Annotated in this window: 21 protein-coding genes; 5 read left to right on the top strand and 16 right to left on the bottom strand. The window is 60.8% G+C overall.

The features are described from left to right. Window positions 1-15: 15 nt before the first annotated feature. Genes C0039_RS18310 through C0039_RS18285 form a run of 6 tightly spaced genes read right to left on the bottom strand, consistent with a single transcriptional unit; the run spans window position 16 to window position 6,906 of the window. A complete protein-coding gene (locus C0039_RS18310) occupies window positions 16-1,698 on the bottom strand; it encodes a BatD family protein (protein WP_101518896.1) in 1,683 nt (560 codons plus the stop codon). Further along, complete coding sequence (locus C0039_RS18305; protein WP_076000856.1) at window positions 1,679-3,505, bottom strand: vWA domain-containing protein; 1,827 nt, start codon at window positions 3,503-3,505, stop codon at window positions 1,679-1,681. The genes C0039_RS18310 and C0039_RS18305 overlap by 20 nt, the downstream gene beginning before the upstream one ends. Further along, a complete protein-coding gene (locus C0039_RS18300; RefSeq protein ID WP_076000857.1) occupies window positions 3,502-4,539 on the bottom strand; it encodes a vWA domain-containing protein in 1,038 nt (345 codons plus the stop codon). Before C0039_RS18300 ends, C0039_RS18305 begins: the two co-directional genes overlap by 4 nt. Beyond that, a complete protein-coding gene (locus C0039_RS18295) occupies window positions 4,536-5,012 on the bottom strand; it encodes a DUF4381 domain-containing protein (protein ID WP_101518895.1) in 477 nt (158 codons plus the stop codon). Before C0039_RS18295 ends, C0039_RS18300 begins: the two co-directional genes overlap by 4 nt. Next, window positions 5,009-5,950, bottom strand: a complete 942-nt coding sequence (locus tag C0039_RS18290) for a DUF58 domain-containing protein (protein WP_101518894.1) — start codon at window positions 5,948-5,950, stop codon at window positions 5,009-5,011. Before C0039_RS18290 ends, C0039_RS18295 begins: the two co-directional genes overlap by 4 nt. Then, entirely contained in the window at window positions 5,950-6,906 is a 957-nt protein-coding gene (locus C0039_RS18285) for an AAA family ATPase (protein WP_076002352.1), read from the bottom strand. The genes C0039_RS18290 and C0039_RS18285 overlap by 1 nt, the downstream gene beginning before the upstream one ends. A 220-nt stretch (window positions 6,907-7,126) precedes the next feature. On the opposite strand from C0039_RS18285, the gene C0039_RS18280 reads away from it, so the two are divergent. Beyond that, a complete protein-coding gene (locus C0039_RS18280) occupies window positions 7,127-11,983 on the top strand; it encodes an NAD-glutamate dehydrogenase (protein ID WP_101518893.1) in 4,857 nt (1,618 codons plus the stop codon). A 27-nt stretch (window positions 11,984-12,010) separates the two neighbouring features. Here C0039_RS18280 and rmf read toward each other — a convergent pair whose 3' ends face one another. Both rmf and C0039_RS18270 read right to left on the bottom strand, forming a co-directional pair. Then, window positions 12,011-12,214 carry a ribosome modulation factor gene (rmf, locus tag C0039_RS18275; protein ID WP_076000861.1) on the bottom strand — a complete coding sequence of 68 codons (204 nt, stop codon included), beginning with the start codon at window positions 12,212-12,214 and terminating at the stop codon, window positions 12,011-12,013. Window positions 12,215-12,382: 168 nt separating this feature from the next. Then, window positions 12,383-12,673, bottom strand: a complete 291-nt coding sequence (locus tag C0039_RS18270; protein ID WP_076000862.1) for a hypothetical protein — start codon at window positions 12,671-12,673, stop codon at window positions 12,383-12,385. On the opposite strand from C0039_RS18270, the gene C0039_RS18265 reads away from it, so the two are divergent. Further along, on the top strand, window positions 12,672-13,064 hold the full coding sequence (locus tag C0039_RS18265) for a bactofilin family protein (protein ID WP_076000863.1): 393 nt from the start codon (window positions 12,672-12,674) through the stop codon (window positions 13,062-13,064). The genes C0039_RS18270 and C0039_RS18265 overlap by 2 nt on opposite strands. Window positions 13,065-13,085: 21 nt before the next feature. Next, window positions 13,086-13,667 carry a hypothetical protein gene (locus C0039_RS18260; RefSeq protein WP_076000864.1) on the top strand — a complete coding sequence of 194 codons (582 nt, stop codon included), beginning with the start codon at window positions 13,086-13,088 and terminating at the stop codon, window positions 13,665-13,667. A gap of 4 nt (window positions 13,668-13,671) precedes the next feature. Here C0039_RS18260 and C0039_RS18255 read toward each other — a convergent pair whose 3' ends face one another. The 6 genes from C0039_RS18255 to C0039_RS18230 form a co-directional block, all read right to left on the bottom strand. Next, the gene (locus C0039_RS18255) at window positions 13,672-14,169 is read right to left on the bottom strand and encodes a GNAT family N-acetyltransferase (RefSeq protein WP_076000865.1); all 498 of its coding nucleotides are present in this window, start codon (window positions 14,167-14,169) and stop codon (window positions 13,672-13,674) included. Window position 14,170: 1 nt separating this feature from the next. After that, window positions 14,171-15,838: an AMP-binding protein gene (locus C0039_RS18250; protein WP_076000866.1), complete on the bottom strand. Its 1,668-nt coding sequence runs from the start codon at window positions 15,836-15,838 to the stop codon at window positions 14,171-14,173. Window positions 15,839-15,918: 80 nt separating this feature from the next. Further along, complete coding sequence (gene glcF, locus C0039_RS18245; protein ID WP_076000867.1) at window positions 15,919-17,145, bottom strand: glycolate oxidase subunit GlcF; 1,227 nt, start codon at window positions 17,143-17,145, stop codon at window positions 15,919-15,921. Window positions 17,146-17,149: 4 nt separating this feature from the next. Then, window positions 17,150-18,187, bottom strand: a complete 1,038-nt coding sequence (gene glcE / locus C0039_RS18240; protein WP_076000868.1) for a glycolate oxidase subunit GlcE — start codon at window positions 18,185-18,187, stop codon at window positions 17,150-17,152. After that, a complete protein-coding gene (locus C0039_RS18235; protein WP_101518892.1) occupies window positions 18,180-19,628 on the bottom strand; it encodes an FAD-linked oxidase C-terminal domain-containing protein in 1,449 nt (482 codons plus the stop codon). The genes glcE and C0039_RS18235 overlap by 8 nt, the downstream gene beginning before the upstream one ends. Window positions 19,629-20,109: 481 nt before the next feature. Continuing rightward, a complete protein-coding gene (locus C0039_RS18230; protein WP_101518891.1) occupies window positions 20,110-20,511 on the bottom strand; it encodes a secondary thiamine-phosphate synthase enzyme YjbQ in 402 nt (133 codons plus the stop codon). A 124-nt stretch (window positions 20,512-20,635) separates the two neighbouring features. On the opposite strand from C0039_RS18230, the gene C0039_RS18225 reads away from it, so the two are divergent. Together C0039_RS18225 and C0039_RS18220 are read left to right on the top strand one after the other, a co-directional pair. Beyond that, window positions 20,636-21,082 (top strand): YaiI/YqxD family protein, encoded by a 447-nt coding sequence (locus C0039_RS18225; protein WP_101518908.1) that lies wholly within the window; start codon window positions 20,636-20,638, stop codon window positions 21,080-21,082. A 53-nt stretch (window positions 21,083-21,135) separates the two neighbouring features. After that, window positions 21,136-21,708 (top strand): lysophospholipid acyltransferase family protein, encoded by a 573-nt coding sequence (locus tag C0039_RS18220; protein WP_101518907.1) that lies wholly within the window; start codon window positions 21,136-21,138, stop codon window positions 21,706-21,708. 20 nt (window positions 21,709-21,728) lie between these two features. Here the strand turns inward: C0039_RS18220 and C0039_RS18215 are convergent, their stop codons facing one another. Next, the gene (locus C0039_RS18215) at window positions 21,729-22,823 is read right to left on the bottom strand and encodes an AAA family ATPase (protein WP_101518890.1); all 1,095 of its coding nucleotides are present in this window, start codon (window positions 22,821-22,823) and stop codon (window positions 21,729-21,731) included. Then, a complete protein-coding gene (locus C0039_RS18210) occupies window positions 22,824-25,082 on the bottom strand; it encodes an ATPase, T2SS/T4P/T4SS family (RefSeq protein WP_101518889.1) in 2,259 nt (752 codons plus the stop codon). Window positions 25,083-25,456: the final 374 nt, after the last annotated feature.

Genomic DNA, 25,456 nt, shown 5'->3' with positions numbered 1-25,456 from the left:
CACGCAGCAGGCCTCCTAGGTAGGATAGAGTTGTGGGGCTTCTTCCTGCGTTTTTTTGCCGCGGCTGCGTGGCGATTGGAGGTGCTCTACGATGCTGCGCAGGTGGTCGCCCCGCCAGGCGTGCTCCTCGCTGCCGTAGAGTATCCGCTCCAGGTTCTCCAGTTCTGTGGTCAGCTCCTGATCATTCACCGCAGCGGCGGCCTGCTGTAAGGATACGATACTGCTGTCATTGCTGCGCGCGGCGGCCCATTGGATGACCGCTTTGCGCGCAGCCGTAGCCTGATCCGACGCACAGGCAGCGAGCAGCGATTTATAGGCGGCTTTACTGGAAGTGGTCGCTTCAGCAGTAGACCCGGTGGCTGGCAACCCGGGCACTGGCTTCCTGCCGCGCAGCCACCAGAGCACGACCGTCACTATCCAACCCAGGGCAAAGAATAGCGCCAGCATCTGCCAGCGCAGTGCCGATGCGGTTTGCTCGGTAGCAGTAGCCGCGCTGCCGACTGACGTTGGCTCCGCGATAGCGGGGGGCTGAAATGGCACTGTGTTTGCGGGGGCTACCTGCAGTGTTCGCGCGGGAATAACGGCGGTGCGCATTGCACCCGCTGCCGTGTCCCACCAGGGTATTTCCACGGCGGGGATGTCGATACGGCCGCTGCGAGTGGGCACGATAGCCACACTGTCGCGCCGTGAGCCCAACAAACCACTGGATATCTCATCATCACCTATTGAGGGCTGGTCCGGGTAGTACTTGATTCCCTCTATGGGAGTGAACAGTACAGGCGGCAGTTGTGCGCCCTGCACGCCCTCACCGCGTAGCCTTATAGTGCGGGTCACCGACTCGCCGGCGCGCAGTTGATCGGTATCCGCAGACCACTCTTCCTCTACCACAAGGTTGCGCGCTGGTAGCCAGCTGGACCCCGTAAAACTGGCCGGTTGCGGCAGCACCTCTATCTGCAGGGGCTCACTGCTCAGTCGCAGCAGTCGACCCCGGTTGCTGTCAAACAGACTGCGCCGCTGCGTGCTTTCGCGCGCGGAAAAACTCTGTGCCGGTATGGTCAGCACACCGCTTTGCTCCGGGAAAATGGCATAGCGTACCTCGTGTACCAGCCATGGGCGGCCGTTTACGCGGCGTTGGAAGGACTTCTGTTCAAGCGGGACCACGAAGGCGTCGGGCAAATTCAGTTCACTGATACTGCGTTCATCCAGGTTGATCGCCTGCTGCAGGCGCAGGGTAAGTAATACCTGCCCCTGCACGTACACGCTATCGCTGTCCACGGTGGCTTCAAACAGCACGGTTTCCTCGCCTGGCGCGAACTGCGGGGCATCGCCGACGTTTACGCTTAGCGGCTTGGTTCGCGCCGCGCCGACGGTGAACGCCGGTATTTGCAGCTGCCCACTGCGCAGCGGCGTTATCTCCACCTGCAGTTGACGGTTGTGCGAGCGCCTGCCGTTGACAATGCTGGTGTTGCTGCGGGTGCTGCGCGACAGTACCTGGAAGTCACGTTCCAGCTCCGCAAAGTTTACGGAAGACAAGTCCTCCTCGTCCTCGGTAGCGCTGATCACCAATTGCAGGGTGTCACCAAGGGAGACATTGTGGCGATCGACGCTGGCATCCACTGCGGCCCGCAACGCGGGACTGGCCGTCAGCAGCAGTAGCAGCAGTGCAATGAGTAGTGGGTTACCAGTCTGTTTCATCATCTCTCGTTTTTCCTTCCTGCAGGCGCTGTTGGCTCTGGTAGAGGAACTTCTGACGTAACAGGCCCGAAGGGTCGTCGGGCACGCGGCGCAGCCATTGCTCCATGGCCTGGTCTTTTTCCGCGTCGGCCTGCTGCGCCTGCGCATTCAGGGTTTCCCCGGTGGGGACTTGCTCGTCGCCAGGTTCCAGTTCCGCAGACTGTTGCGCTTGCTGCTCGTCTTGATCCTCCCGCTCTGCCTGTTCAGGATTCTGCTCACGCTCGGTCCCGGTTTCCTCACCGGTGTTTTGAGGTGGCTCGGTGCCGCGCTGGTTCTGCTGGCCGGGCTCTGAGGGGGAGTCCTGCTGTTCGCCGGACTCTGTCGAATCCTGATTCTCGCTGCCTTCCTGGCCGTCCTGCTGTTCCTGGTTTTGCTGGTCTTCGCCCTGATCGCCTTGCTGGTCTTGCTGCTGTTGTTGCTGTTTTAACTGTTCGATCAGCTGCAGGTTTTCCTCTGCATCGCTGCGTCCCGGTTCCCGTTGCAAGGATTCCCTGTAGGCGGCAATGGCCTCATCAAGCTGACCCGCTCTGGCCAGGGCATTGCCCCGGTTGTACCAGGCGTCGGCGCTGTCCCCATCAGCAAAGCGTTGCTCGGCGGTTTCGTAGTCACCCGCGCGATAGGCAGCGGTACCTGCCCACGCATCACTTTCGAACAATTGCGCCGCGGCTTCATTGTCCTCCTGCTGCAGGGCTCGCTGGCCCTGTTGGTCACGGGTCAACCAGAGGTCGTCCCAGAGGCCGGCCTGGGCTGGTTGCGGCAGCGGCAACGCCAGCAGCGGCAGCAGGCAAACGATCCAGCCGCGGCGGAACAGCGCGAGGGCCGCGGGCAGCAACAGCAGAACCAGCAGGTAGCCCTGGTCCTCCCAGGTGTCGGCGGAACGGTCCAGCGCGAGTGTCTGTTCGGGTAAGTTTAAACTGGTTTCGGCAAGCAGGTAGTCGAGGTCGCTGTCATCGATCTGCATGCGCATGTAACGTCCGTTATTGGCGGCTGCCAGTGCCCGCAGCGCGTTTTCGTCAAGCGTGGGCATTACGATTGCGCCGCTGTCATCCTTGAGAAAGCCGCCGCGAGGCAGTGGCAGGGGAGCCCCTGTGGCAGTGCCTATGCCCATCACAGAGAAAGCCATGCCGCTGCCCTTGAGGGCAGCGGTAACGCCCTGCCGATCCCTGTCAGAGACTCCGTCGGTTACCAGCAGTATGCGTCCCTGGCGGATGCCGGCTGAATGCAGTAGTTCCAGCGCCTGTGCTATCGCGGCGGCGGGTTGTGACCCGGGGATTGGCATGATGTTCGGGTGCAGGGCAGGCAGCAGATTGGCAATGGTGGGCGTATCGTCGGTGAGCGGTGTCACGATATGCGCATCGCCGGCGTAGGCGACCAGGCCGGTCTGCCCCTCTTTGCGCCGCTCCAGCAGATCCTGCAGTTTCTGTCGGGCGCGGTCAATTCTGGAGGGTGCCAGGTCCCCGGCGATCATGGACAGGCTGAGGTCCAGCACCAGTATCAGTGCGTCCTGTTTCTGGTGCACGGGCTGTGGAATCTTGTTAAAGCTGGGGCCCGCTGCGGCGAGCGCCGCCATGCTCCAGGCCAGTAATAGTGCGGGAACCAGGTTGCGCTGTCGCTGGCCACTGCCTTCGCCGACCAGGTAGGGCAGAAGTTCGGGGGCGATCACTGAGCTCCAGCTGCCGCTGCGCTTGCGCAGTCGCCACAACAGGGCCGCCAGCACTGCCGCTGGCAGCAGTGCCCATAGCCATTCCGGTCGCAGCAAGTGGAAGCTCATACTGTCTCCTCACCCGCGTCGCGCTGTCGCCAGCCAGCCGTCTTCCACAGGTGGCGCAATGCCATGGCAAAGCTCACGGCCATCGCGAGCAGCAGGGGCAGGTAACCCAGCGCCTGCCGTGGACGATAGGTGGCACTGTCGACTTCGATGGGCTCAAGCTGATCAAGCAGGCGGTAGATACTGGCCAGCTCTGCGGGATTACGGGCGCGGAAATAGGTCCCACCGGTGAGCTCTGCAATTTCTTGCAAGCCCGCTTCATCCAGCTCTGCTGAGGGGTTGATCTGCCGGGCACCAAAGCTTGACCCAAACAGTCCGGGCATGGTCAGTCGATCAGCGCCAATGCCGATGGTGTAAATGCGGATACCCAGGTCGGCGGCCAGTTTTGCTGCGTCCAGCGGCTGCACCGAGCTGGCAGTGTCTTTACCGTCACTGAGCAGAATCAGCACCCGGCTCTGGGCAGGGCGTTCGCGGAGGCGCTTGACGGCCAGCCCAATGGCATCTCCGATCGCGGTCTCCTGGCCAGCGAAGCCGATTTGCGCTTCCAGCAGAAAGCGGCGCACAGTGGCCGTATCGAAGCTCAGGGGCGACTGTACATAGGCGTTACTGCCAAACAGGATCAGCCCCATACGGTCGCCTTCACGCTGCTCGATAAAGTCACTACCTACCTGTTTCACCGCGCGGATGCGGCTGACGAGCTGGTCTGACATTTCCATATCCTCCAGCTTCATCGATCCGGAGATGTCCACGGCGAGCATCAGGTCCCTGCCGCTATTGGGCAGTTCGATAGCCTCGCCCACCCAGAGCGGCCGGGCGGCAGCGAGCAGTAACAACAGCCACAGTAACCACAGGGCCAGCGCAGGCAGTCTGGCAGTATGGCCTGAGCCGCCGGCCTGGGCCTCACTGAGTTGCTGCCACTGGCTAAAGAAGGGTGCACGCAGCGCCGGCTCGCGACCCTGCATGGGCGGCGCAAAGCGGCGCACCAGCCAGGGCAGGGGGGCCAGCAGCAGCATCCATGGCCATTGCCATTCGATCATGAGTCTACCCTGTGGTGAGCGATCCAGTGCGCCACCAGATCGAGGTGATCCTCCAGATCAACACCGTCGACATTGGCCTGGTACTGGGATTCCAGCGCCGAGAGTGTGAATTGCCGCTGGTTGTCGATGTGTGCATTGAGAAACTGCTGCCAGTTCGCACCGCTGACAGCGGCCACGTCACGTTGCGGGTACGCCTGAAGGGCGACCGCCTTGAGCAGCGCATTGGCCTGACCCAGGCAGTGCGCGGCGTTGCCCGAGTCCTGCCACTGCAAGCGAATGGACTGCAGTGCGCGCGTGCCCCGGCGGCGGTAGGCGTTGCGTCGGTAGCGGCGCAGCAACCACCAGATGGCCAGCGCCAGGCCGGCTAACAGCAGCGCCAGCAGCAACCACCAGCCCGGCGCGAGTGGCCACCAGCCGATCGCAGCGGGGTCGCGCAGGGGGTGGAGCTGGGCCAGTGGGTCCGCAGGATTCATCGGCGCGACTGCCCGTAATAGGTTTGCAGCAGCGAGAGCGGGGCGGCATCGGTACTGGCCTGCAGCAAGGGGATCCCCAGACGCAGCAACTGACTGTGCAGGCTTGCCTCGCGTTCACTTACGGTGGCGGCATGGCGCTGCCGCAGGCTGCGATCCGCGGTATTCAGTTCGCTGCGTGCTGTACCGTCGGTGACGGCATAGCGACCGGCTCGCGGTAACCGCGCCTCCAGCGGATCCCTGCAGGCCAGCGCGGTGACCTGCGTGTGCTGGGCCAGCTGAAACAGGTGCTTGCGTGCATCTTCACTGGTCGCACCGTGGAAATCGCTGACCAGGTAGATGTTGCTTCCGGGCCTGGCAATGCGGCGCAGGTTGGCCAGCATCTCGGCGAAGCTTTCTTCATTGACTGCGCGATCCAGTGGCAGGGCCTGGTTGTACGTGGCGATTTGCGACAGCAGGGCCAGTACCGTGCGCCGGGAGCGACGGGGGCGCAGCTCCCGGTGCGTTTCACCGTTAAACACCAGGCCGCCGACGCGGTCTCCGCCGTCCAGTGCCGCCCAGCCAAGGAGACTGGCCAGGTGCGCCGCCAGTACCGATTTGAAGCAGTGGCTGGAACCGAAAAACATTGGCGGACGCTGGTCTATCACCACGATCACCGGGCGCTCCCGCTCTTCCCTGAATAGCTTGGTATGGGCGTCTCCGGTGCGCGCCGTAACCCGCCAGTCAATGCTGCGTATATCGTCACCAGGCTGGTAGCTGCGCACCTCTTCGAAGTCGATGCCGCGGCCGCGGAAATTGGACTTGTTGGGGCCGGTGAGGCTACTCAGCGCGCGGTTGCGGCGGGCGAGCTGCAGTTGTCGCGCGGGAAAGCGCAGGGCGATCAGCGCCTCCAGGGAGGCGTAGGCACCTCGCGCCGGACCTGCAATATCTGCCTGCTGCATCAGCCTACAGGAACCAGTGCCAACAGTTCCTGGATTACCTGGTCCGGCGTCACACCGGCGGCCTCAGCCTCAAAACTCAGCAGCAGGCGATGACGCAACACGTCAGCCGCCACGGCTTGCACATCATCCGGGCCGACAAAATCACGGCCCGCCAGCCAGGCGTGGGCGCGCGCGCAGCGGTCCAGGGCGATGGTTGCGCGGGGGCTGCCGCCGTATTCAATCCATTGCGCCAACTGGTCGCTGTAGTGCCCGGCAGACCGCGTGGCGATGATCAACTGCACAATATAGTCCTCCACGGCGGTGGACATATGCATGGACAGCACCTCGGCCCTGGCCTGGAATACGCTCTCCTGGGGCAGGGGTTGGGGGCTTGCGCTGGCCGGGGCGCTGGCTTCTGCGCGAGTCAGGCGCAGGATCTCAGCCTCGGCAGCCGCGTCCGGGTAGTCCACATTGACGTGCAGCAGAAATCTGTCGAGTTGCGCCTCCGGCAGGGGATAGGTGCCCTCCTGCTCGATGGGGTTCTGCGTCGCCATGACCAGGAACAGTGCTGGCAGGTCATAGGTTTCGGAGCCCACGCTCACCTGGCGCTCCGCCATGGCCTCGAGCAACGCCGATTGCACCTTTGCCGGTGCCCGGTTGATTTCGTCAGCCAGAACCAGGTTGTGAAAGATCGGGCCGCGCTGGAAGTGAAAACTCCCCTGCTGCGGGCGGTAGATCTCGGTCCCGGTAACGTCCCCGGGAAGCAGGTCCGGGGTGAACTGTATGCGCTGGAAATCACCCTCGATTCCATCAGCCAGGCTCTTCACTGCACGTGTTTTCGCCAGCCCCGGGGCGCCTTCCACCAGAAGGTGGCCGTCCGCGAGAAGCGCAATGATGAGTCGTTCTACCAGGTGAGACTGGCCAATAATCTGGCCGCTCAGCCATCCCTGCAATGCCCTGACGTCTGCGTTTGCCAACGCGTTCTCCTGTTTTTTGGTTGAGGTTTGCTGTTTCCGGAAGGCAGGCATTGTAGCGCACCCTGTTGCAGGGTCCAGCTTCGCTGACATCCGGCGCATTCTGTGACTTTTCACCGTAGGAAAAGTTCCGGTTCAGGCACTACAGGGCAGGGCTTTGGGCTAGACTTGGGGGTGTCTCGACGACCGGTCGAGTCGTGGGAATTGAACAGGGATAAGAACAATGATCTGGGAAAAGATGAAGACCAGCCTGCTGACTGATCTCGATAAGCGCGTCCGGGCGGAGGCAGATCCAGCCTCGCAGGACTCCCTCTGCAACCTGGCCGACACGTTTTTCCGGCGTTTCGCCGCCGAGGATATGCACGGCAGGTCCGTCGATAATCTTTATGGCTGCCTGCAATACCTGCTCAACCTGATGCGGGCTCCCCTGGAAGCGGTTCCGCGGCTGCTTATTTTCAATCCCGAATTACATAAGCACGGCTGGGAGACCACGCGCACGGTTCTGGTCATCCACTGCCGTGGGATACCCTTCGTTACCGCCTCGTTGCGCGGCGAGATCAATCGGCGCAACTTGCCTATCCGCGTCATCGCCAGTACCAACCTCGCCGTCCACCGGGCCGCCGATGGCAGTCTTACCGAGGTGCTGGGTCATAGTGAGGATGCCGACGATCACTTTCCCAGCGAAGCGCTGGTGTATTTTGAGCTGGCCCGTCACTCGCGTCCCGATGACCTGGACGAACTGCGCCAGACGTTGCTGGACATACTTGCTGAAGTAGAGACCGTGGTCGACGATTTTGGAGCTATGAGCAGTCGCCTCGACGAAGTCGTCGAGATGATTGCTGCCAGTCAATGCGCCGAGCCCGATCTGCGCGATGAGGCGGGAGCCTTTCTGGTCTGGCTGCGCCAGCACCATATGACGCTGCTGGGCTATGAACACCTGGAGGTGGACCGCAGCGGCCCGCAGCCGCGAGTAACTGCCTGCCAGGACAGTCGCCTGGGCCTGCTGCGCTTTCGCCAGACCCGCGGGGTCGCCGACCTGCAAGCGGATATGGCCAGCATGTCCGATGAAGAGTTGCAGCGGCGGCAATTGAGCTTCTCCAAATCGCGGTTGCGTTCGCGGGTGCATCGGCTGACCTATCCCGACTACGTAGAGATTCGGGAATTTAACGCTGCCGGAGAAGTCGTTGGCCAACATCGCTTTATCGGCCTGTATACGTCTTCCGTCTACACCATGAACCCCAAGTACATTCCCATCCTGCGGCGCAAGGTGCAGGCGGTCATGGAAATGTCGCATATGGACTGGGCCGAACATGAGACCCGGGAACTGGCTCGCGTGCTGGAGCTGTACCCGCGCGATGAGTTGTTCCAGTCCAGTATTGTCGACCTGTACAACACGGTTAACGCGATCAACCGTATACAGGAGCGCCGCCAGACGCGGCTATTCGTGCGCAGGGATGCGCACGGCAAGTTTGTCAGTTGTATTGTTTACGTCCCCCGCGACCGCTATACCACCGAGTTGCGGGCACTGATAGAACAGATTCTATCCGAGGCATTCGCGGCGGAAGAGTCGGAGTTTAATACGCATTTTTCCGAATCTATCCTGGTGCGTTGTCACTTTGTACTACGCGTGGACCCTGCCGCGCCGCTTGACTATGACGACAACGAACTGGAAGAGCGGATAGTGCAGGCAACCCTGGCCTGGTCGGACCGACTTGCCAACCGGCTGGTAGAGGAGTTTGGCGAAGAACTGGGCAGCCAGTACTCGGCACTTTTGGGCAGCGGTTTCCCTCCCGGCTATCGCGATGATTTTGACCCGCGCATGGCCGTGGCGGATATCAAAAAGTTCCTGCGCCTGGCGAACGGGGAACGCCTGGCTATGTCGCTGTATCGGCCGCTGGATGCCGGTAAGGATGCGCTGCACCTGCGCCTGTATAACAAGGGAAGCAGCCTGCCGCTATCAGACGTACTGCCGATACTGGAAAACCTGGGCCTGCGCGTTGTCAATGAACGCCCCTACGGCATACGCCTTGCCTCCGGAGAAAGTTTTTGGGTGCAGGAATTCACCATGCTCTATGGGCTGGCCGACGACGTTGACCTGGAGCAGGTGAAGGAGGAGTTTGAGGATGCGTTCGCACGCATCTGGTTTGGCGAGGCGGAGAGCGATTCCTTTAATCGCCTGTTGATAGGTACCCGCCTGAGTTGGCGGGAAATCGCGCTGCTGCGCGCCTATGCCCGCTACCTGCTGCAACTCAATTTCCCCTACAGTCTTGAGTACATCGCCGAAACCACGGCGGAGCATCTGCACATCACGGCGTTGATTGTCGAACTCTTCCTCACGCGGTTCTCACCGGTCTTTGATGGTGATGAAGACTGGCGCGGCGAGCGTGAACTGGACGTGGAGCAGCGTATTCTCGCTGCGCTGGAGGAGGTGGGGAACCTGGGGCAGGATCGCATCATTCGCCAGTATGTAAAGCTGATCAAGGCCACGCTGCGCACCAACTTTTTCCAGCACGAGGTGGGCGGTAGCCTCAAGCCCTACATTTCCTTCAAATTGCGTCCCTCCGCTATTCCTGATATTCCCAGGCCGGTTCCGCTTTTCGAGGTTTATGTCTACTCGCCGAGAATGGAAGGTGTGCACCTGCGCGGTGGCAAGGTTGCGCGCGGCGGTCTGCGCTGGTCCGATCGCCAGGAAGACTTCCGCACCGAGGTACTGGGGCTGGTGAAGGCGCAGCAGGTGAAAAACGCCGTCATCGTTCCGGTGGGAGCCAAAGGTGGATTTGTCGCACGCCAGTTGAATGCGCAAATGTCGCGTGATGAGGTGCAGCAGGAGGGAATTGAGTGTTACAAGCTGTTTATTCGCGGTTTGCTGGATATCACTGACAATCGCGGCGATGTGGCAGTGATCCGTCCGCCACATGTGGTGGCGAAGGACGAGGATGACCCCTACCTGGTGGTTGCAGCCGACAAGGGCACGGCCACGTTCTCCGATATTGCGAACAGTCTCTCGGCGGATTACGACTTCTGGCTGGGCGATGCATTTGCCTCCGGGGGCAGTGCGGGATATGACCACAAGAAGATGGGCATTACCGCGAAGGGCGCATGGGTATCCGTGCAGCGCCTGTTCCGTGAAATGGGTGTCGATGTACAGAACCAGGACTTTACGGTTGTGGGTATCGGTGACATGGCCGGCGACGTGTTTGGAAACGGCATGTTGCTGTCGCAGCACATACGCCTGGTAGCGGCCTTCAACCACATGCACATTTTCATTGACCCCACGCCAGATGCGTCGTCGAGTTACGCAGAGCGTGAGCGTCTGTTCCATCTGCCCCGCTCCAGTTGGGCCGACTACAGCAAGGAACTGATCTCCGCCGGAGGTGGCGTCTTTTCACGAAACGCCAAATCAATACCGATTTCAGAGCAGATGCGCGAATGTTTCGATATCGAGGCCCAGCAGCTGACGCCCAACGAGTTGATTTCACGACTGCTCAGGTCGCGAGTGGACCTGCTCTGGAACGGCGGAATCGGTACCTATGTGAAGTCATCCCGCGAGACGCACCTGGACGTAGGCGACAAGGCCAACGACGGCCTGCGGGTCAATGGCAGTGACTTGCGCTGCAAGGTGATCGGGGAGGGCGGCAACCTCGGTATGACCCAGCTGGCCCGGGTGGAGTACGCATTGTCCGGAGGGCGCTCCAATACCGACTTCATCGATAATGCGGGCGGTGTGGACTGCTCTGACCATGAGGTCAATATCAAGATTTTGTTGAATGCCGTGGTGAATCGCGGCGATCTCACCGAGAAACAGCGCAATACGCTGTTGGTTGAGATGACGGATGACGTTTCACGACTGGTACTGCAAAACAACTACCGGCAGGTGCAGGCGATCAGCCTGGTGGAAATGCAGGCCGAGGAGCGGTTCGGCGAATACCGCCGCTTTATCCAGTCCTTCGAAGAGGCCGGTCGTATCGACCGCGCCCTGGAATTTCTCCCCACGGAGGAACAATTGACCGAGCGGCGGGCCAACGGGCAGGCGTTGACGCGTCCGGAGCTTTCGGTGCTTATCTCCTACAGCAAGGCCGTGTTGAAGGAACAGTTGATTGATTCAGACCTCGGTGCTGATCCCTATCTGGCGGACATGGTCACCACCGCTTTTCCCCCGCAGATGCTGGCTCATTATGGTGACGAACTGCAGGGCCACCGCCTGCACCGGGAGATTATGTCCACGCAATTGGCCAACGATATCGTCAACCGCATGGGTTTGAATTTTGTGCTGCGCCAGGCCAGGGCGACCGGCGCCTCCGCGGCAGATGTAGCCAGGGCCTACATCACGGTAATGGAGCTGTTCCGGCTGCGCGAGCTGTGGGACTGGATTGAACTACTGGACCACAAGGTGCCCAGTGATGTGCAGTTGGACATGATGCTCAAGTTGCTGCGCCTGGTTAAGCGGGGCACGCGCTGGTTTTTGCGCAATCGCCGGCACGAACTGATGCCGACACCGCTGGTGAAAGAGTTCAGCGGCGGCCTTGAGCAACTGGGGGATGCTTTTCCGGATATGCTGCGCGGTCGCGCTGCAGAGCAATACCAGGCGACGTATGAGCAATACCTGGAGCAGGGTGTAGGAGAAGACCTCGCCGCGCGCATCGCCAGTACACACCAGATATACACGGCACTGGGTATTATCCAGGTATCGGGGGAAACTGAAGCGCCGATGCAGGACGTGGCCAGACTCTACTTCTTTATGGGCGAGCGCCTGGAGCTGGACTGGTTTAGCGCGCAGATACTGTCGTCCAAGATTGAGAATGAGTGGCAGGCGATGGCTCGCGACACCTATCTCGAGGACCTGGAGTGGCAGCAGCGCACATTGGCAGTGGGCGCGCTGAGGTATATGCCTGAGGACGGCAATATACTGACCTGTGTGCAGCGCTGGGAAGGGGAGGAACAGGTGTTGCTGGGTCGCTGGCAGGACATGCTTGCACAGCTACACGCTAACGAGTCTCCCGATTTCGCCATGTTTGCAGTGGCAAACCGCGAGCTGCTGGATCTGGCCCAGAGCAGCCTGCGCGGCGCTGTGGCGCCCTGAATCAGGGCGCCGACTGGTGGAGGGTGTTCAGACTGCGCGTATTTTGTGGAACCCGGAGATGCCGGTCAGACCATCCCATTGGTCGCAGCGGCCTTCGCGCCAGCCGGAGATCCAGCTCTGTCGATGCGCATCGTTCTCGTGGGGGCAGTCGTCCTGGCTGCGTCCTGTCACGCCTGCCTGGTAACCTTTGTCGAATGCTCTGGAATTCATGTCGCGCTTCTGTCTTCTCATAGAGAAAACCTCCGGGGGGACGTGAGCAACGCGCGAGGCCGCGGGACCCATGTCCCGCACACCGCTGGCGGTGCTGGATTCAATTGTAGGTACGTGTATTTGACGCAAACTGCGAAGCAATACAGCGAAGGGTGCCCGCAGGCACTGGTTAATAGAAGCAAAGCCGGGCTAGCTTCGCCAACAACGATTTGTTCTGAAAAAATGCATTCGATATAACGAATTCGTCCTTTGCAAGGTTTTGGCCAAAATCTCGAGTTTGCCTCTGGCTCCAGCCAAAAGCCGCTGGTACGATGTCTGGCCCGGTTTGAGCGAGGTGAACATTTCGATGTTTGAACGCAATAAGAACAAGCAGGCGCCATCTTCGACGCCGCAGACGAGTGCACGCCCAGCGGCTTCGTCTTCTTCCGCTTCGCCTTCGGCGACCAGCAACACCCCTTCAGCATCAAGGAGTACTGCCATGATAGGACCCAGTATCGAGATCAAAGGCACCGTCACTGGAGATGAGGACCTGCTCATCCAGGGTAAGGTTGAGGGCACTATCGATTTGGGAGCCCATGAGCTCACAGTGGGGGAGTCCGGCAAGGTTAATGCCGACATCATCGCTCGCATTGTGCGTATTGATGGTGAGGTGTCCGGTGACGTTCGCGGCAATGAAATGGTGATGATCTCACGCTCGGGTAATGTACGTGGCAATATCACTGCGCCGCGCATGACCCTGGAGGATGGTGCCATCTTCAAGGGCGCCATTGACATGAACCCCGGTGAGCCTGCCGCCAAGGTCGCGCTGGCCCCCAAAGCCTCGGTGGAAGCCGGCTCCTCAGCGCCCGAGCTGGACCTGAAAAGCGGCTGATTCTGACGGTTAGTCTTTCCCATGAATGAGCAGCAGAGCAGCCAGCTGCTGCCCGATGTGTTTGCGGCGTTGGAAAACATGCCGCAAATGACGATATTACACGTCGGTCCCGTGCAGCCGGAAACGATGGCGTTTCTGTCCGGTCTTCCCTGCAGGTTATATAACAACGACCTGTTTGCCGAGCTACCGCTTGCAGTAGACGAGGAGGATGAGCAGATCACGCGCCGGCAACTGCGTGAGTTACTGTTTTTCCCGCATGAAGTGCGCTTCGATCTATGCCTGTTCTGGGACCTGTTCAATTACCTTGATGCCGAGGCTGTTTCCGCCCTGATGGACACGCTACGGCCCCATCTTGCCCCCGGCGCTTTTGCGCACTGTTTTGGTGTACACAACACCCGCAGCCCGCAGCAGGATTACAAATACTCGATGGTTTCGTCCGCCGAGCTGCTACTGCGGCCCCGTCCCGCTGCGCTACCGGGCTACGCGCCACATTCCCAGGGGCGTCTGAATACGCTGTTGGATGGCTTTGAGGTCCAGCGGTCAGTGCTGTTGGCGCAGAGTCGCCTGGAGTTGTTGCTGAGGGCGAGAACCGCCACGCCCTGAGGCTTCAGCCTTGTTCGACCTCGGTGCGGTATAACTGCATACCACGAGCCTGGTAATTGGCCAGGGCAGAAGGGTGGTCCAGGGAGCAGGTGTTGACCAGCACCCGACGGGTCTGGCCCCAGTCCCATGCTTGCTCGATAGCTTGTGTCAGCAGCGGGCCGCCCAGTCCTTTGCCGATAAAAGGCCGGGCGAGGCCAAAAATACAGATCTCTACTGCGTGCTCTGGCTGGCTTTGCAGCTCGAAGTAACCGGCGGGAGAACCCTCCACGTAGGCCACCCAGGTGCGCAGGTCGTCAGCCTCGGCGTAGTCTCGCCATTGCCGTTCGCTCCAACTGAGCCGGTCGGTCCACTGCCAGTCGCCGCCAACCTGTGTGTAGAGAAAGCGATTGAGGGCAAACTGTTTCACTTCCGCTTCCATCAGCAGCAGGCCGGGGGCTGGCGGACACGCCCGTAACTGCTCCCTGGAGCGCATGTCCAGATAGTAGACGCTGACCTCTGGCATACTAATCCTGCCAGATAACCTTCTGACCTGATGCGTACCACTGGTCCAGCATCGGCTCGTAGGCCGCTTCGATGACGTTGCGCTTGATTTTCAGGGTAGGGGTCAGGAATTCGTTCTCTACCTGCCAGGAGTCGCGTGCAACGGCCAGAAACTGCAGCCGCTCATAGCCTTCCACCTGTCCATTGACGCTGTGCAGCAGCTGTTCCAGGTGAGCGCTGGTTTTCTCGCGAAAGGCGGGATCATCGAGACTTTCGCGCAGCGCTTCGGCCAGTTGCAGTACGGCATAGCACGCGGGACGACCGGAACCGGCGACGCAGCATTGCTCGACTATGCTGTCGGCACTGATCAGGTTTTCCAGCGGGACCGGGGCCACATATTTGCCTTTGCTGGTTTTGAACAATTCTTTTACGCGTCCGGTGATGCGCAGCAAGCCGTTGTCATAAACGCCGCGGTCACCGGTTTTGAAAAAGCCGTCTTCGGTCATGACCTCGGCGGTCAGCCCGGGCTCCTTGTAGTAGCCGAGCATCAGGCCGGGTGACTTGATTTCAATTTCGCCGCTTGCGGATATCCGCGACTCAACACCCAGTGCTTCCGCGCCCACGTAGCCGGGTGCCCGTTGGTTTTCGGTAGACATGTGTGAGTAGGCGAAGTCCTCGGTCATGCCGTAGCCTTCCATTATCTTCAGGCCAAGCCTGTCATACCATTTGATCAGGTCTGGCGGGATGGGTGCCGAGCCGCTGGCGGCAAGGCGGACGCTGCCCAGTCCCAGGCCGTCCAGCACTTTTTTGCGCACGATGTTTTTGATGATGGGGATTTTCAGCAGGCGCTCCAGTTTCTCCTCGGGGAACTTCTGGAACACACCTGACTGAAACTTGAGCCAGAGTCGCGGCACACTGATAAACAGAGTGGGTCTGGCCCGGCGCAGGTCCGCGAGGAAGGTATCCAGTTCTTCCGCGAAGAACACATGCACCCCCTGGTAGATAGAGCCCGCTTCCACCAGCGCCCGCTCCATCACATGTGCCAGGGGCAGGTAGGAAATGATGCGGTCGCCTTCGTTGATGTCGAGCACCTGGCCCTGCAGTGATGCGGGTACCGAAATCGAACCGAATGAGTGGGCCACGCCCTTGGGGCGGCCTGTGCTACCGGAGGTGTAGCAGATCAGGGCGCGCTGCTCTGCGGGCCAGACCGGGTTGTCACTTATCGGCTCATGGCGGGCGATGATCTCGTCCCACTTGTCGTAATCATTCGGCGGCGCCAGCGGCAGGGCAATCCTGGGCAGACTATCCTTTACACCGGCTTGCATGTGTTCCCAGTTATCGAGCTTGCCGACAAACAGCAACTGCGCCTCCGAGTGATCGAGAATGTAGGCCACGGTGTCGGCGTTGAGTGTCGGATACAGCGCCACGGTGCAGTGGCCTGCCATCCAGATCGCCAGTTCAGCGATCACAAAGTGGGCGCAGTTCTTGGAGATCATGGCGATATTACTGTTCTCGGGTAGATCCAGAGAACGCAGATGGGCGGCCATGCGCCTGGCCTGGTCCAGCGTTTCACCCCAGGTGTACTCGGTCACTTCGCCGTTAATCGGCTGTGTCATGAATACGCGTTGCGGATGGCGCTGCTCGCGATCAAAGGCGGCCTGTAGTACCAGTTTGTCGACGGATTGGTTCATTATGTGTCGGTCCTTTTTATTCGAGTTCTCGTTAATACAGTAAACCGGCGCGACAGGCAATTATTTAGCCGTTTCCGCCCTTAACGCCCGCCATGCGCGACCTCGTCGAGGAATTCGACCCAGTGGCGTACGGGCACACTGCTGTCCTCGCCCAGGTGCAGTTGGCAGCCCACATTGGCGGTCACGATGAGCGCAGGCTTATCCGTCTCCAGTGCCGCCAGCTTGTTCCTGCGCAGTCGCTCACTACGCTCGCGCTGCAGTATGGAGTAGGTGCCGGCCGATCCACAGCAGAGATGGTCGTCCCGGGTGACGGCCAGCTGGAATCCCAGGCCCTGCAGTATGTCTGTCACCGCCGTGCCCTGTCCCAGCGCGTGTTGCTGGCTACAGGGAACGTGAACGGCGATCTTCCTTGCGTCCGGCGCAAGCTTGAGCTTCGCGAGTCCCTCGGTGGCGATCACCTGGGCGATGTCCTTATGCAGCTGGGCGATGCGTTCGGCTTTATCCGCGTAAGCAGGGTCTGAGGCCAGCAGCTTGCCATAGTCGGCGATCATGCTGCCACAGCCGGTAGCGCTGGACACGATCGCCTCGGCGCCGGCTTCAATTTCAGGCCACCAGGCATCGATATTGGCGCGCATATTATCCAGGCCCTGCTGGTGGGCGCCCAGGTGATAGTTCACCGCGCCACAGCATCCCGCGCGTGGTGCGGCAACCAGGCTGATACCCAGACTGTCGAGCAGACGTGTCGCTGCTGCATTGGTTGCCGGCGTGGCAGCACCCTGCACGCAGCCTTCCAGCACCAGCATACGACGCGCATGCTGCCTGTCTGGTCGCGGGCCCACGGTCTGTGGTGCCGGTATCTTGCGCGCCAGCGCGGGTGGCAGCAGTGGGCGCAACCATTGTCCCGGACGCAACACCATTGCAAACAGGGCAGGCCGGGAAAACACCAGGCGCAGCGCACGGCGCCAGGCGCGTTCGAGAAACGGACGCGGTGCCTCGGTCTCAATCATGCCCCTGCCGATATCCAGGAGCTTGCCGTATTGCATCCCTGAAGGGCAGGTGGTTTCGCAACTGCGACAGGTGAGGCAGCGATCCAGATGACGGCGGGTTGCCGGGCCGGCCTCTCCCGCTTCGAGCAACTGCTTGAGCAGGTATATACGCCCACGGGGGCTGTCGCGTTCGTCGCCACTGTCCAGGTAAGTGGGGCAGGTTGCCAGGCAGAACCCGCAGTGCACGCAGGCGCTGATCAACCCGCTGGCCTCGGTGGCGGCCGCGTCATCCGCATAGCGTGGGTGCAAGTCTACGTGCATGATGCTACATCCAGCTGTAGAGACGCCCGGGGTTGAAAATGCCCGCGGGGTCAAAAGATTTTTTCAGGCGCTGTTGCAGTCGCTGCTGCACCGGGTCAAGGGCGCCGCGAACTTCCGTATCGCGGTCGCCGCCGGCAAACAGGCTGAGGTGGGCACCGCGAGGCAGGTCCAGTGACCGGGCCTCACCGCGCAACCAGCGCTGCGCGCCGCCCCAGTCGATACACTGTTCGACACCTTCGCAGTGGGGCGCGTTGGGAGCGGTAGACAGCCGCCAGAGAGGGGCTTTCCCGGCGAAAAAAGGGTGGCTCATTTCCCGCAGCTGCGACCAGATCTCGTCGTCAAGCTGTTCACCTCCCCACTGGCTCGCGGTGTGGCGCACAGCGCTTGCGGCTCCCGCCAGGCGCAGGAAAAGCCGGTTGTTTACCCAGCAGGCGCCCGTCAGCGGCCTGGGCTCCCGGGCGCGGGAGCACATGGTCTCCAGGGCCTGCGACGCTGTCATTTCATAGGCCAGGGTTTGTGTCGCTTGTGCGCGTGGCAACACTTTGAGGTGGATCTGGGTGATCACCCCCAGCGTGCCCAGCGCACCTGCCTGCAGGCGCGAGACGTCATAACCGGCAACATTCTTCATTACCTTGCCGCCGACGTTGAGCACTTGTGCCTCACCGTTGATCAACTGCACTCCCAGCACCGCGTCGCGAACCGAGCCCAGCCACGGGCGCGCGGGCCCGGAAAGATTGCAGGCCAGCGTTCCGCCCAGGGTGGCGCGCCCGCCGTAGCGCGGAGGCTCGAAGGGCAGCACCTGGTTGTGCTCGGCCAGCACGGACTCCAGTTCTGGCAGCGGCGTTCCGGCCCTGGCGCTGATCACCAATTCGTCGGGTTGATAATCGATAACGCCGCGGTGATCGCCGACGTCAAGCGGCCGCGCATGGCAGTAGCGACCGACCAGGTGACTCTTGGTGTTGCCCGCGCGTATGGCAACGGGGCTGGCGTTGGCGGCGGCCTCGCGCACGTGAGCCTGCAAGTGGGCAAGCAGGTCAGCCATGCTGGTGCTTCCGTGGCAGTGCTCGATATTCCTGGCAGCGCTTGAGGATGGGAATGCCTTTGCCAGGGTTGAGCGTCAGGGCGGGGTCGAAGGCGTGCTTGATATCTTCAAACTGGTGCAGCTCTGCGATGCTGAACTGGCTTTCCATCTGCGCAAGCTTTTCCAGGCCAACGCCGTGCTCTCCGGTAATGCAGCCTCCGACCGCCACCGACAGCTCGAGAATCTCTGCGCCGAATTGTTCCGCTCGGGCGACCTGTTCAGCGCAGCCTCCATCAAACATAATCAGCGGATGCAGGTTACCGTCGCCGGCATGGAAAACGTTGGCGCAGCGAAGTTGGTACTTTGTTGACAGCCTGCTGATCTCTTCCAGTACGTGACTGACCTGGCTGCGGGGGATGGTGCCGTCCATGCAGTAGTAGTCGGGGCTCATACGGCCCACCGCCGGGAAGGCTGACTTGCGGCCTTTCCAGAGCAGGGCGCGCTCCGCGTCGCTCGCCGATACTCTCAGGGTGGTCGCGCCCCCCTCGGTGAATATGCGCTCTACAGCGGCGATATGCTGGTCTACTTCCTGTTCGGTGCCATCAAGTTCGCACAGCAGTACGGCCTGGGCATCGCGAGGATAGCCTGCATGGGCGAAGTCCTCGGCAGCCTGTACCGCCAGGGCGTCCATCATTTCCAGGCCGGCGGGAATGATGCCGGCAGCGATAACGGCGCCCACTGCATCACCAGCGGCACGCACGCTGTCGAAGCCCGCCATCACCACGCGGGCAACCTCCGGCAGCGGCAGCAGCTTCACCGTGACTGCCGTTACCACGCCCAGCAGTCCCTCGGAACCCGTCACCAGCGCCATCAGGTCGTAACCCGGGCTGTCCAGCCCGCTGCTCCCCAGTTCTACCCGTTCCCCCTGGGCAGTAATCATTTCTACGGAAAGCAAATTGTGCACGGTGAGGCCGTATTTCAGGCAGTGCACACCGCCTGAATTCTCCGCCACGTTGCCACCGATACTGCAGGCGATCTGGGAGGATGGGTCGGGTCCGTAGTAAAGCCCATGGGGCGCGACGGCCTCGGATATGGACAGGTTGGTGACTCCCGGTTGCACCCTGGCAGTGCGCGCCTGTGGGTCAATCTCCATTATCGCATTGAGCTTCGACAGGCCCAGCAGCACACCCTCGGGGTGGGGCATCGCGCCGGCGCACAGTCCGGTGCCGGAACCACGGGCAACGACGGGTACCTGCAGGCGGTGACAGCACTGCATTATGGCCTGCACCTGTTCAACCGTTTCCGGCAGCGCCACCAGCAGGGGTAGTTCGCGATACAGCGACAGCCCGTCGCACTCGAAAGGCCGCTGGCTTTCCTTGTCTTCTACCAGGCACTCAGCGGGCAGTATTGCGCGTAAAGCCGACGCCAGTGCCTGCTTTGAAAAGGCGGGAGGCGCGTTCACCGCAGCGCTCGGCTGGCGCAGAGGCACAGAAGGCCGCAATGGAGTTTGCTCTTGGGCATTCGCGCTGCATGCATGGCCTTGCCTGTTTCCTGGTCAGGGGGAGCTAAAAAATGACGGATTTCGCCGCCGGTTAGGGTCCCGTTACACTGCTCTGCCCGCCGCTCAGGAGAGCGCCGATGGGTATTCCATTGAGGCGTTGATCTCACGTTCAGGCCGTTACCATACGATGAAAAACGATGCAGTGGAAATCCCGTCGGTTGTTTCGCCCGTAAGCGCGGCTTCGCAGGTCTGCCAACCTCCTGGTGCCGGCTATGACGGGTCGCTGGCGATGCAAGTGCCGCTCATCATCAATGCGCGCAGGAAGTCCAGGCCGTGTAAACGTTGTGATGCCATCTTTGCGCTGTCCTGGTTGAGCGCAACTGCACGCCCGGTGATACGTTAACGGGGCATCCTGAACAGAAGCTGAAGCTGTCTCCTGCGTTTACAGGTGCACAACGACCTGCCGGCGGCAGGGATGGTGTCGATGCTCCCACAGGTAGATACCCTGCCAGGTACCCAGCAACAGCTCACCTGCCGCGAAGGGTATGCTCAGCTGGGTCGCAGTGAGCGCCGATTTGATATGCGCGGGCATGTCGTCTGGTCCCTCAAGGGTGTGGGTGTAGAGAGGGTCGTTTTCCGGCACCAGCCGGTTGAGCCAGTTCTCCAGGTCCAGGCGCGCGCTGTCGTCGTAGTTCTCCTGGATCAGCAGGCTGGCGGATGTGTGACGGATGAAAAGCGTGCAGAGTCCCTCGCGCTGTCCGCAGCGCGACACTGCTTTGCTGACCTGCCCTGTAAACGCGTGCAGGCCCTGTCCACTGACCTCGATGTCAAGATAGTCAATCACCGCGCTCTCCTTTTTCCATGCAGGCCTCGCAGTTTAACCGATCGAGTGCGACAAAGGCTTGCGTCGCCCACCGCGCAAAGCGCTAAAATGTGTAGCGCGCAACGAGGGAGCATGAGCAGTGGCAATTTCAATCTGGGTGGACGCGGACGCCTGCCCCAGGGTAATCAGGGAAATCCTGTTTCGTGCCGCGGTGCGCGTGGAACTACCCCTTACCCTGGTGGCCAACCATATACTGACCGTTCCCGCCTCCGAGTACATTTCCTGCCGACAGGTGCCGCAGGGATTTGACTTGGCTGATGACTACATCGCGCAGCAGGTAAAGGAGGGCGACCTGGTCATCACCTCAGACATTCCGCTGGCCGCCGAGGTCATCGATAAAGGCGCCGGGGTGATTTCCCCGCGCGGTGAGCAGTTCACCCGGAATAACATTCGCCAGCGTCTGAACATGCGTGACTTCATGGAGACCATGCGTTCCACCGGAGAAGTGCGTGGAGGCCCGCCCGCGCTCAATGATAGAGACAAACAGACCTTCGCCAACGCACTGGATCGCTACCTCGCCCGGCACGGTTGAGTAATCAGCCAGATCCTATGATAATCTGCGCCCCCACCCATTTGGATTACCCGATGAAGAAAACCCTGGCGAGATGGACGCTGCGCCTGTTCGGCTGGTCACTCGAAGGCGAGCGGCCAGTGGCCCCGCGTTATGTATTGATCGCTGCACCGCATACCTCGAACTGGGATTTCCCATTGATGTTGCTGTACGCCGCTGCATTCGAAATGAAGGTGACGTGGATGGCCAAGCACTCTTTGTTCTGGCCTCCGCTGGGATGGATGATGCGTGCCCTGGGAGGCATGCCAATCGTACGCCACCGCAATGGCAACACCGTGGATTCAATGGTGGAAGCGTTCAGGGACAGGGCGCAGCTGATTCTGGTGGTACCCACTGAGGGCACACGCGCGTGGGTGGAGTACTGGAAATCCGGTTTCTATCATATCGCCCGGCGTGCCGATGTGCCCATCGTGCCCTCATTTCTGGATTTTGCGCAGAAGCGGGGTGGTTTTGGCCCTGCAATGAGCCTGTCTGGCGATGTCGTCCAGGACATGGACTACTTCCGCAATTTCTACCGCGACTACCAGGGCCGGTTTCCGGCTCTGTTTGGTCCAATCCGCCTGCGCGAGGAATCTGACGCGCCCTGAGTTCGGCGGCGGCAGGGTGCTCAGTAGCGGAATGATGTTTGCCAGCGCTGGTGGATTGTGCGCCACAGTGGCCCTTCTTTCACCGCCACCTCCGTCTCGAAGTAATGGTTCATGCGTTTAAGGTCCGCGCTGTTGTCTTTAATGGCAGCCCCGACCAGGAAATCGGTAAAGTCCTCCGCCTGCATTTTCCCGTCCCGGTAGTAATACGCGTGAACGCCCATTGCATGGGCCACGGACACGGCTTCGGCCGTGGACATAACCGCGGAGGCCAGCCGGTCGGTGCTGCGGCCATCCAGTGACTGGCCATTGCGTAGTTCATGAAAGATAACCACGAGCGCGCGAACAATATCCTCATCCGGTCGCACATCCACCCCCGATGCCAACAGGGCTTTTTCCGCCTCACGCATCACTACGCCAATTTCATCGTCCACTGACTTGATCGGGCGTATCGTCTCGAAATTCATACGGCGCTTGAGCGCAGAGCTCATTTCGTTGACGCCCACATCCGTGGTGTTGGACGTCGCGACCAGGTTGAAGCCATCGCGCGCATAAAGAGTGCCTTGCTCACCCGCCAGCTCGGGTATGTTGATTGATCGCTCTGACATGATTGAGAGCAGGGCATCCTGCAGGGCAGGGGAGGAACGGGCAATCTCTTCATAGCGTACCAGCAGGCCACGCTCCATGCCGCGGTACATGGGCCCGGGTATGAGTGCCTCCAGACAGGGGCCCTGGCGTTCGAGTATGGCGGTATTCCAGGTGTAGAGCAGTTGCTGCACGGTCTCTATGGCGCCGCCCTGGATAATCAGTGTGGAGTCGTCACAAATTGCGGCGCAGATCAGTTCCGACAACCAGGACTTGGCGGTACCCGGCTCGCCCACCAGCATCGCGCCGCGTTGGGTGGCCAGTGAGATGATCACCCGGGTAACGATTTCGCTGGGGGCGACGAATTTTGCCGTGGTCTGCTGGCTGCTGTCCCCGAGCACAAAGGCCTCTACCGCCCGCGGCGAAAGCGACCAGCCCGGCGGTTTGGGCCAGGGGTCCTGATCGCGCAATCGCTTTAGTTCGTCTGCGTAGTAGATTTCCGCTGGCAGCCGCTGGATGTGCTTGGCGTTCACCTACCATGCACCCCGTTTTTCCGGTGCCATACGTTCCGAGGGGAGTACCCGGGGCAGCTCAGACAAGGGAATGGTGCCATCAACCACGTGGGCCAGGGCGCTGTCGCGCATGGTGACCAAGCCGCAATCCAGTGCTGTGGCCCGCAATCGCGCGATGGGATACTGCAGGGAGATCCCCGTGCGAATTTCGCTGTTGACCTGCATGTATTCCACCACGGCGACACGTCCTTTGGTGCCGCGGCCATTGCAGGCTTCACACCCGGCGCCTTCATAGCAGCGGAAGCTGTCGGGCACGCTTTCCGGAAACAGCTCGGCGAGAATGGCCGGGTCGGGCTCAACCTCCCGGCGACATTCGGGGCAGATGCGCTTGGCCAGTTTCTGGGATATCACGGCCATCAATTCACTGGCAATTGAATTAGCGTGGACCTGCAGATCGTAGATGCGCTGCAGCGCATCCACCGCGTCATTGGCGTGCAGGGTCGAGAGCACCACGTGTCCCGTTTGTGACGCACGAATCGCTTCCAGAGCAGTTTCGGTATCGCGTATCTCCCCCACCAGGATAACGTCCGGGTCCAGGCGCACAAAGGAGCGCATGCCGTCGGCAAAGCTGAAGCCGATATCCGGGCGGCTCCAGGTCTGCTGTATGCCCTCGATGGAGTATTCAATGGGATCCTCGATGGTCAGCACTTTGCGGCGCCCGTCCTTGGCCAATTCCGAAAGACCGGCGTAGAGCGTGGTGGACTTGCCTGATCCGGTCGGACCGACCACCAGCACCAGTCCCGAGGGGTTCTGCAACAGGCGCCGGTAGTCTTTCATAAGTTTGGGCGTCATGCCCAGGTCCTCGATGGCGACGATGTTGCCGGACTGCGGCAGCATGCGGATGACCGCGGCTTCGCCATGCAGCGAGGGCTGCACCTGAATACGCAGATCGTAATTAACGCCACCGGCGGTCAGCTGCGAGCGACCTCCCTGGGGCAGGCGCTTCTCGGCGATGTCCATGTCGCCGCGAATCTTGATAACGTTGATCAGGCCGCGTGCATCCTGTGGCGACAGCTTGTACTGGTTGAGGTCGTGAAGATCCCCATCGACCCGCAGTCGAATGCGAACGCGATGCTTGTACTGTTCGATGTGCAGATCGCTGGCACCTTCACTGACAGCTTCCACCAGCAGGGCGTCACAGAGTGTGATCAGGTGCGCCTCGACCTTGTTTTTCTCGCCATCAAGCAAGTCTTCCTGCTCTTCCTTGAGCTTTGCGGTGGCTGTCCAGAGCTGCTCCGCGTTACCCTGCAGTGACAGCTCCACGGTGGTCCACAGCCGCTTGAAGTCGTTTGGCGTGACCAGTACCTTGTCCACCGCTTGATAGGGATACATGTGAAAGATGTCGCCTATAGAACTGTCGGGGTCGTCGGTGGCCACTTGCAGGCTATGGCCGTCTGCCTTCAGTGGAATCAGGTGGTGACTGTCGAGAAAGCTGCGTGAGAAGCCCTCCATCAACTCTGGCTGCACCTGCGGGAGCAGTTCCTCAATGGTGGCGAAGGGCATGGCTTTTTCTTCGGCGAGGCGTTTATAGAGTGTTGCGTCCTCCATGTTGAGTTTGTCGCGCAACACCTTGATCACGGGTAGCTTCTTGTCCCGCGCGACGCGTCGGGCCTCCGATAGCATCACCTGGTCGACCATGCCCATGTCCAGCAGGGTCATGCCGGTGTCCCGTGAAAAGTCCACCATGGCCAGCTCTTTACGCAGAGTCGCGCCCAATTCACTGATTTCATAGCGGGTGAGAATCGGGCTGTTGTTTTCGCCGTGTTCTATGGCCAGCAGCAGCCCGCCATCCGCGAGTTGGGCAATCAGCTCTGCCTTGTCGGCCACACGGGGGGTGGATACCAGGATACGGTCGTAGGGCCCCAGGTCTGCGGCACCGGCTGTGCCGTCACCGGTGCGCTGGACCAGGTTCCGCAGGCCCAGCTCGTTGAAGCGCAGTTGTGCCTGGTTGGCCATGGTGGAATCGATTTCCAGGGCAACCACCTGTGCGGCCAGCTTGCTGGTCACGGCTGCCACGTAGCCAGCGCCAGTGCCGACCAGCAGTACTTTGTGTTCGGGCATGATTGTCGCGTGCTGGAGGATCTCGGATATCGCGTTGGTGGGTGGGATAATGCGCCCAACCACCAGCGACGGGTCGCTCATCTCGATGAAATGGTCCCGTGGCAGGGCGCGCATGGCCTGGGTAACACGCTTGGCAACAGAGCTGTTGCGATGGTTCATCTTCTTCTTTCTCGTATAGCTTGATTCGGCGATTATGGCGGATGGTACCAGTCCGAATGTGAGCGAGATCAAGGAAAAGGTGGGGGTTTTCCCTGTCGTTTGCAGAAGTGTGACGGGCAAGACATTTTTCGGGCCATGCGCAACGGCCTATCGGCAGCGCCGGCTGCGTAGCGGGCACACAGGCTTGACAAGCGCAGCGGCGGGTAACAGTAAAATGCGCGCAAAAAAAAGGTTCATCGCAGATTAGCGGGGTTGCTTAGTTGATAGACACTTTCCAGCTGAGCGGCCACTGCAATCGTGGTATATCCCCTAGCGGTCGAACCCCTTTTGACTCCCTTTCGGGGGTATACCACGATCACAGCGGCCTTCTTCCA

This window comes from Pseudohalioglobus lutimaris (genome assembly GCF_002866825.1).
Lineage (GTDB): Bacteria > Pseudomonadota > Gammaproteobacteria > Pseudomonadales > Halieaceae > Halioglobus > Halioglobus lutimaris.
The sequence above is the reverse complement of the archived record's forward strand: the minus strand, read 5'-3'. Positions and strand labels throughout refer to the sequence as shown.

What these genes read in the sequence shown, in the direction of transcription:
- C0039_RS18310 (WP_101518896.1), bottom strand. Translation starts at nt 1,698, where the DNA reads ATGATGAAACAGACTGGTAACCCACTACTCATTGCACTGCTGCTACTG.
- C0039_RS18305 (WP_076000856.1), bottom strand. Translation starts at nt 3,505, where the DNA reads ATGAGCTTCCACTTGCTGCGACCGGAATGGCTATGGGCACTGCTGCCA.
- C0039_RS18300 (WP_076000857.1), bottom strand. Translation starts at nt 4,539, where the DNA reads ATGATCGAATGGCAATGGCCATGGATGCTGCTGCTGGCCCCCCTGCCC.
- C0039_RS18295 (WP_101518895.1), bottom strand. Translation starts at nt 5,012, where the DNA reads ATGAATCCTGCGGACCCACTGGCCCAGCTCCACCCCCTGCGCGACCCC.
- C0039_RS18290 (WP_101518894.1), bottom strand. Translation starts at nt 5,950, where the DNA reads ATGCAGCAGGCAGATATTGCAGGTCCGGCGCGAGGTGCCTACGCCTCC.
- C0039_RS18280 (WP_101518893.1), top strand. Translation starts at nt 7,127, where the DNA reads ATGATCTGGGAAAAGATGAAGACCAGCCTGCTGACTGATCTCGATAAG.
- rmf (WP_076000861.1), bottom strand. Translation starts at nt 12,214, where the DNA reads ATGAGAAGACAGAAGCGCGACATGAATTCCAGAGCATTCGACAAAGGT.
- C0039_RS18265 (WP_076000863.1), top strand. Translation starts at nt 12,672, where the DNA reads ATGATAGGACCCAGTATCGAGATCAAAGGCACCGTCACTGGAGATGAG.
- C0039_RS18270 (WP_076000862.1), bottom strand. Translation starts at nt 12,673, where the DNA reads ATGGCAGTACTCCTTGATGCTGAAGGGGTGTTGCTGGTCGCCGAAGGC.
- C0039_RS18260 (WP_076000864.1), top strand. Translation starts at nt 13,086, where the DNA reads ATGAATGAGCAGCAGAGCAGCCAGCTGCTGCCCGATGTGTTTGCGGCG.
- C0039_RS18255 (WP_076000865.1), bottom strand. Translation starts at nt 14,169, where the DNA reads ATGCCAGAGGTCAGCGTCTACTATCTGGACATGCGCTCCAGGGAGCAG.
- C0039_RS18250 (WP_076000866.1), bottom strand. Translation starts at nt 15,838, where the DNA reads ATGAACCAATCCGTCGACAAACTGGTACTACAGGCCGCCTTTGATCGC.
- glcF (WP_076000867.1), bottom strand. Translation starts at nt 17,145, where the DNA reads ATGCACGTAGACTTGCACCCACGCTATGCGGATGACGCGGCCGCCACC.
- glcE (WP_076000868.1), bottom strand. Translation starts at nt 18,187, where the DNA reads ATGGCTGACCTGCTTGCCCACTTGCAGGCTCACGTGCGCGAGGCCGCC.
- C0039_RS18220 (WP_101518907.1), top strand. Translation starts at nt 21,136, where the DNA reads ATGAAGAAAACCCTGGCGAGATGGACGCTGCGCCTGTTCGGCTGGTCA.
- C0039_RS18210 (WP_101518889.1), bottom strand. Translation starts at nt 25,082, where the DNA reads ATGAACCATCGCAACAGCTCTGTTGCCAAGCGTGTTACCCAGGCCATG.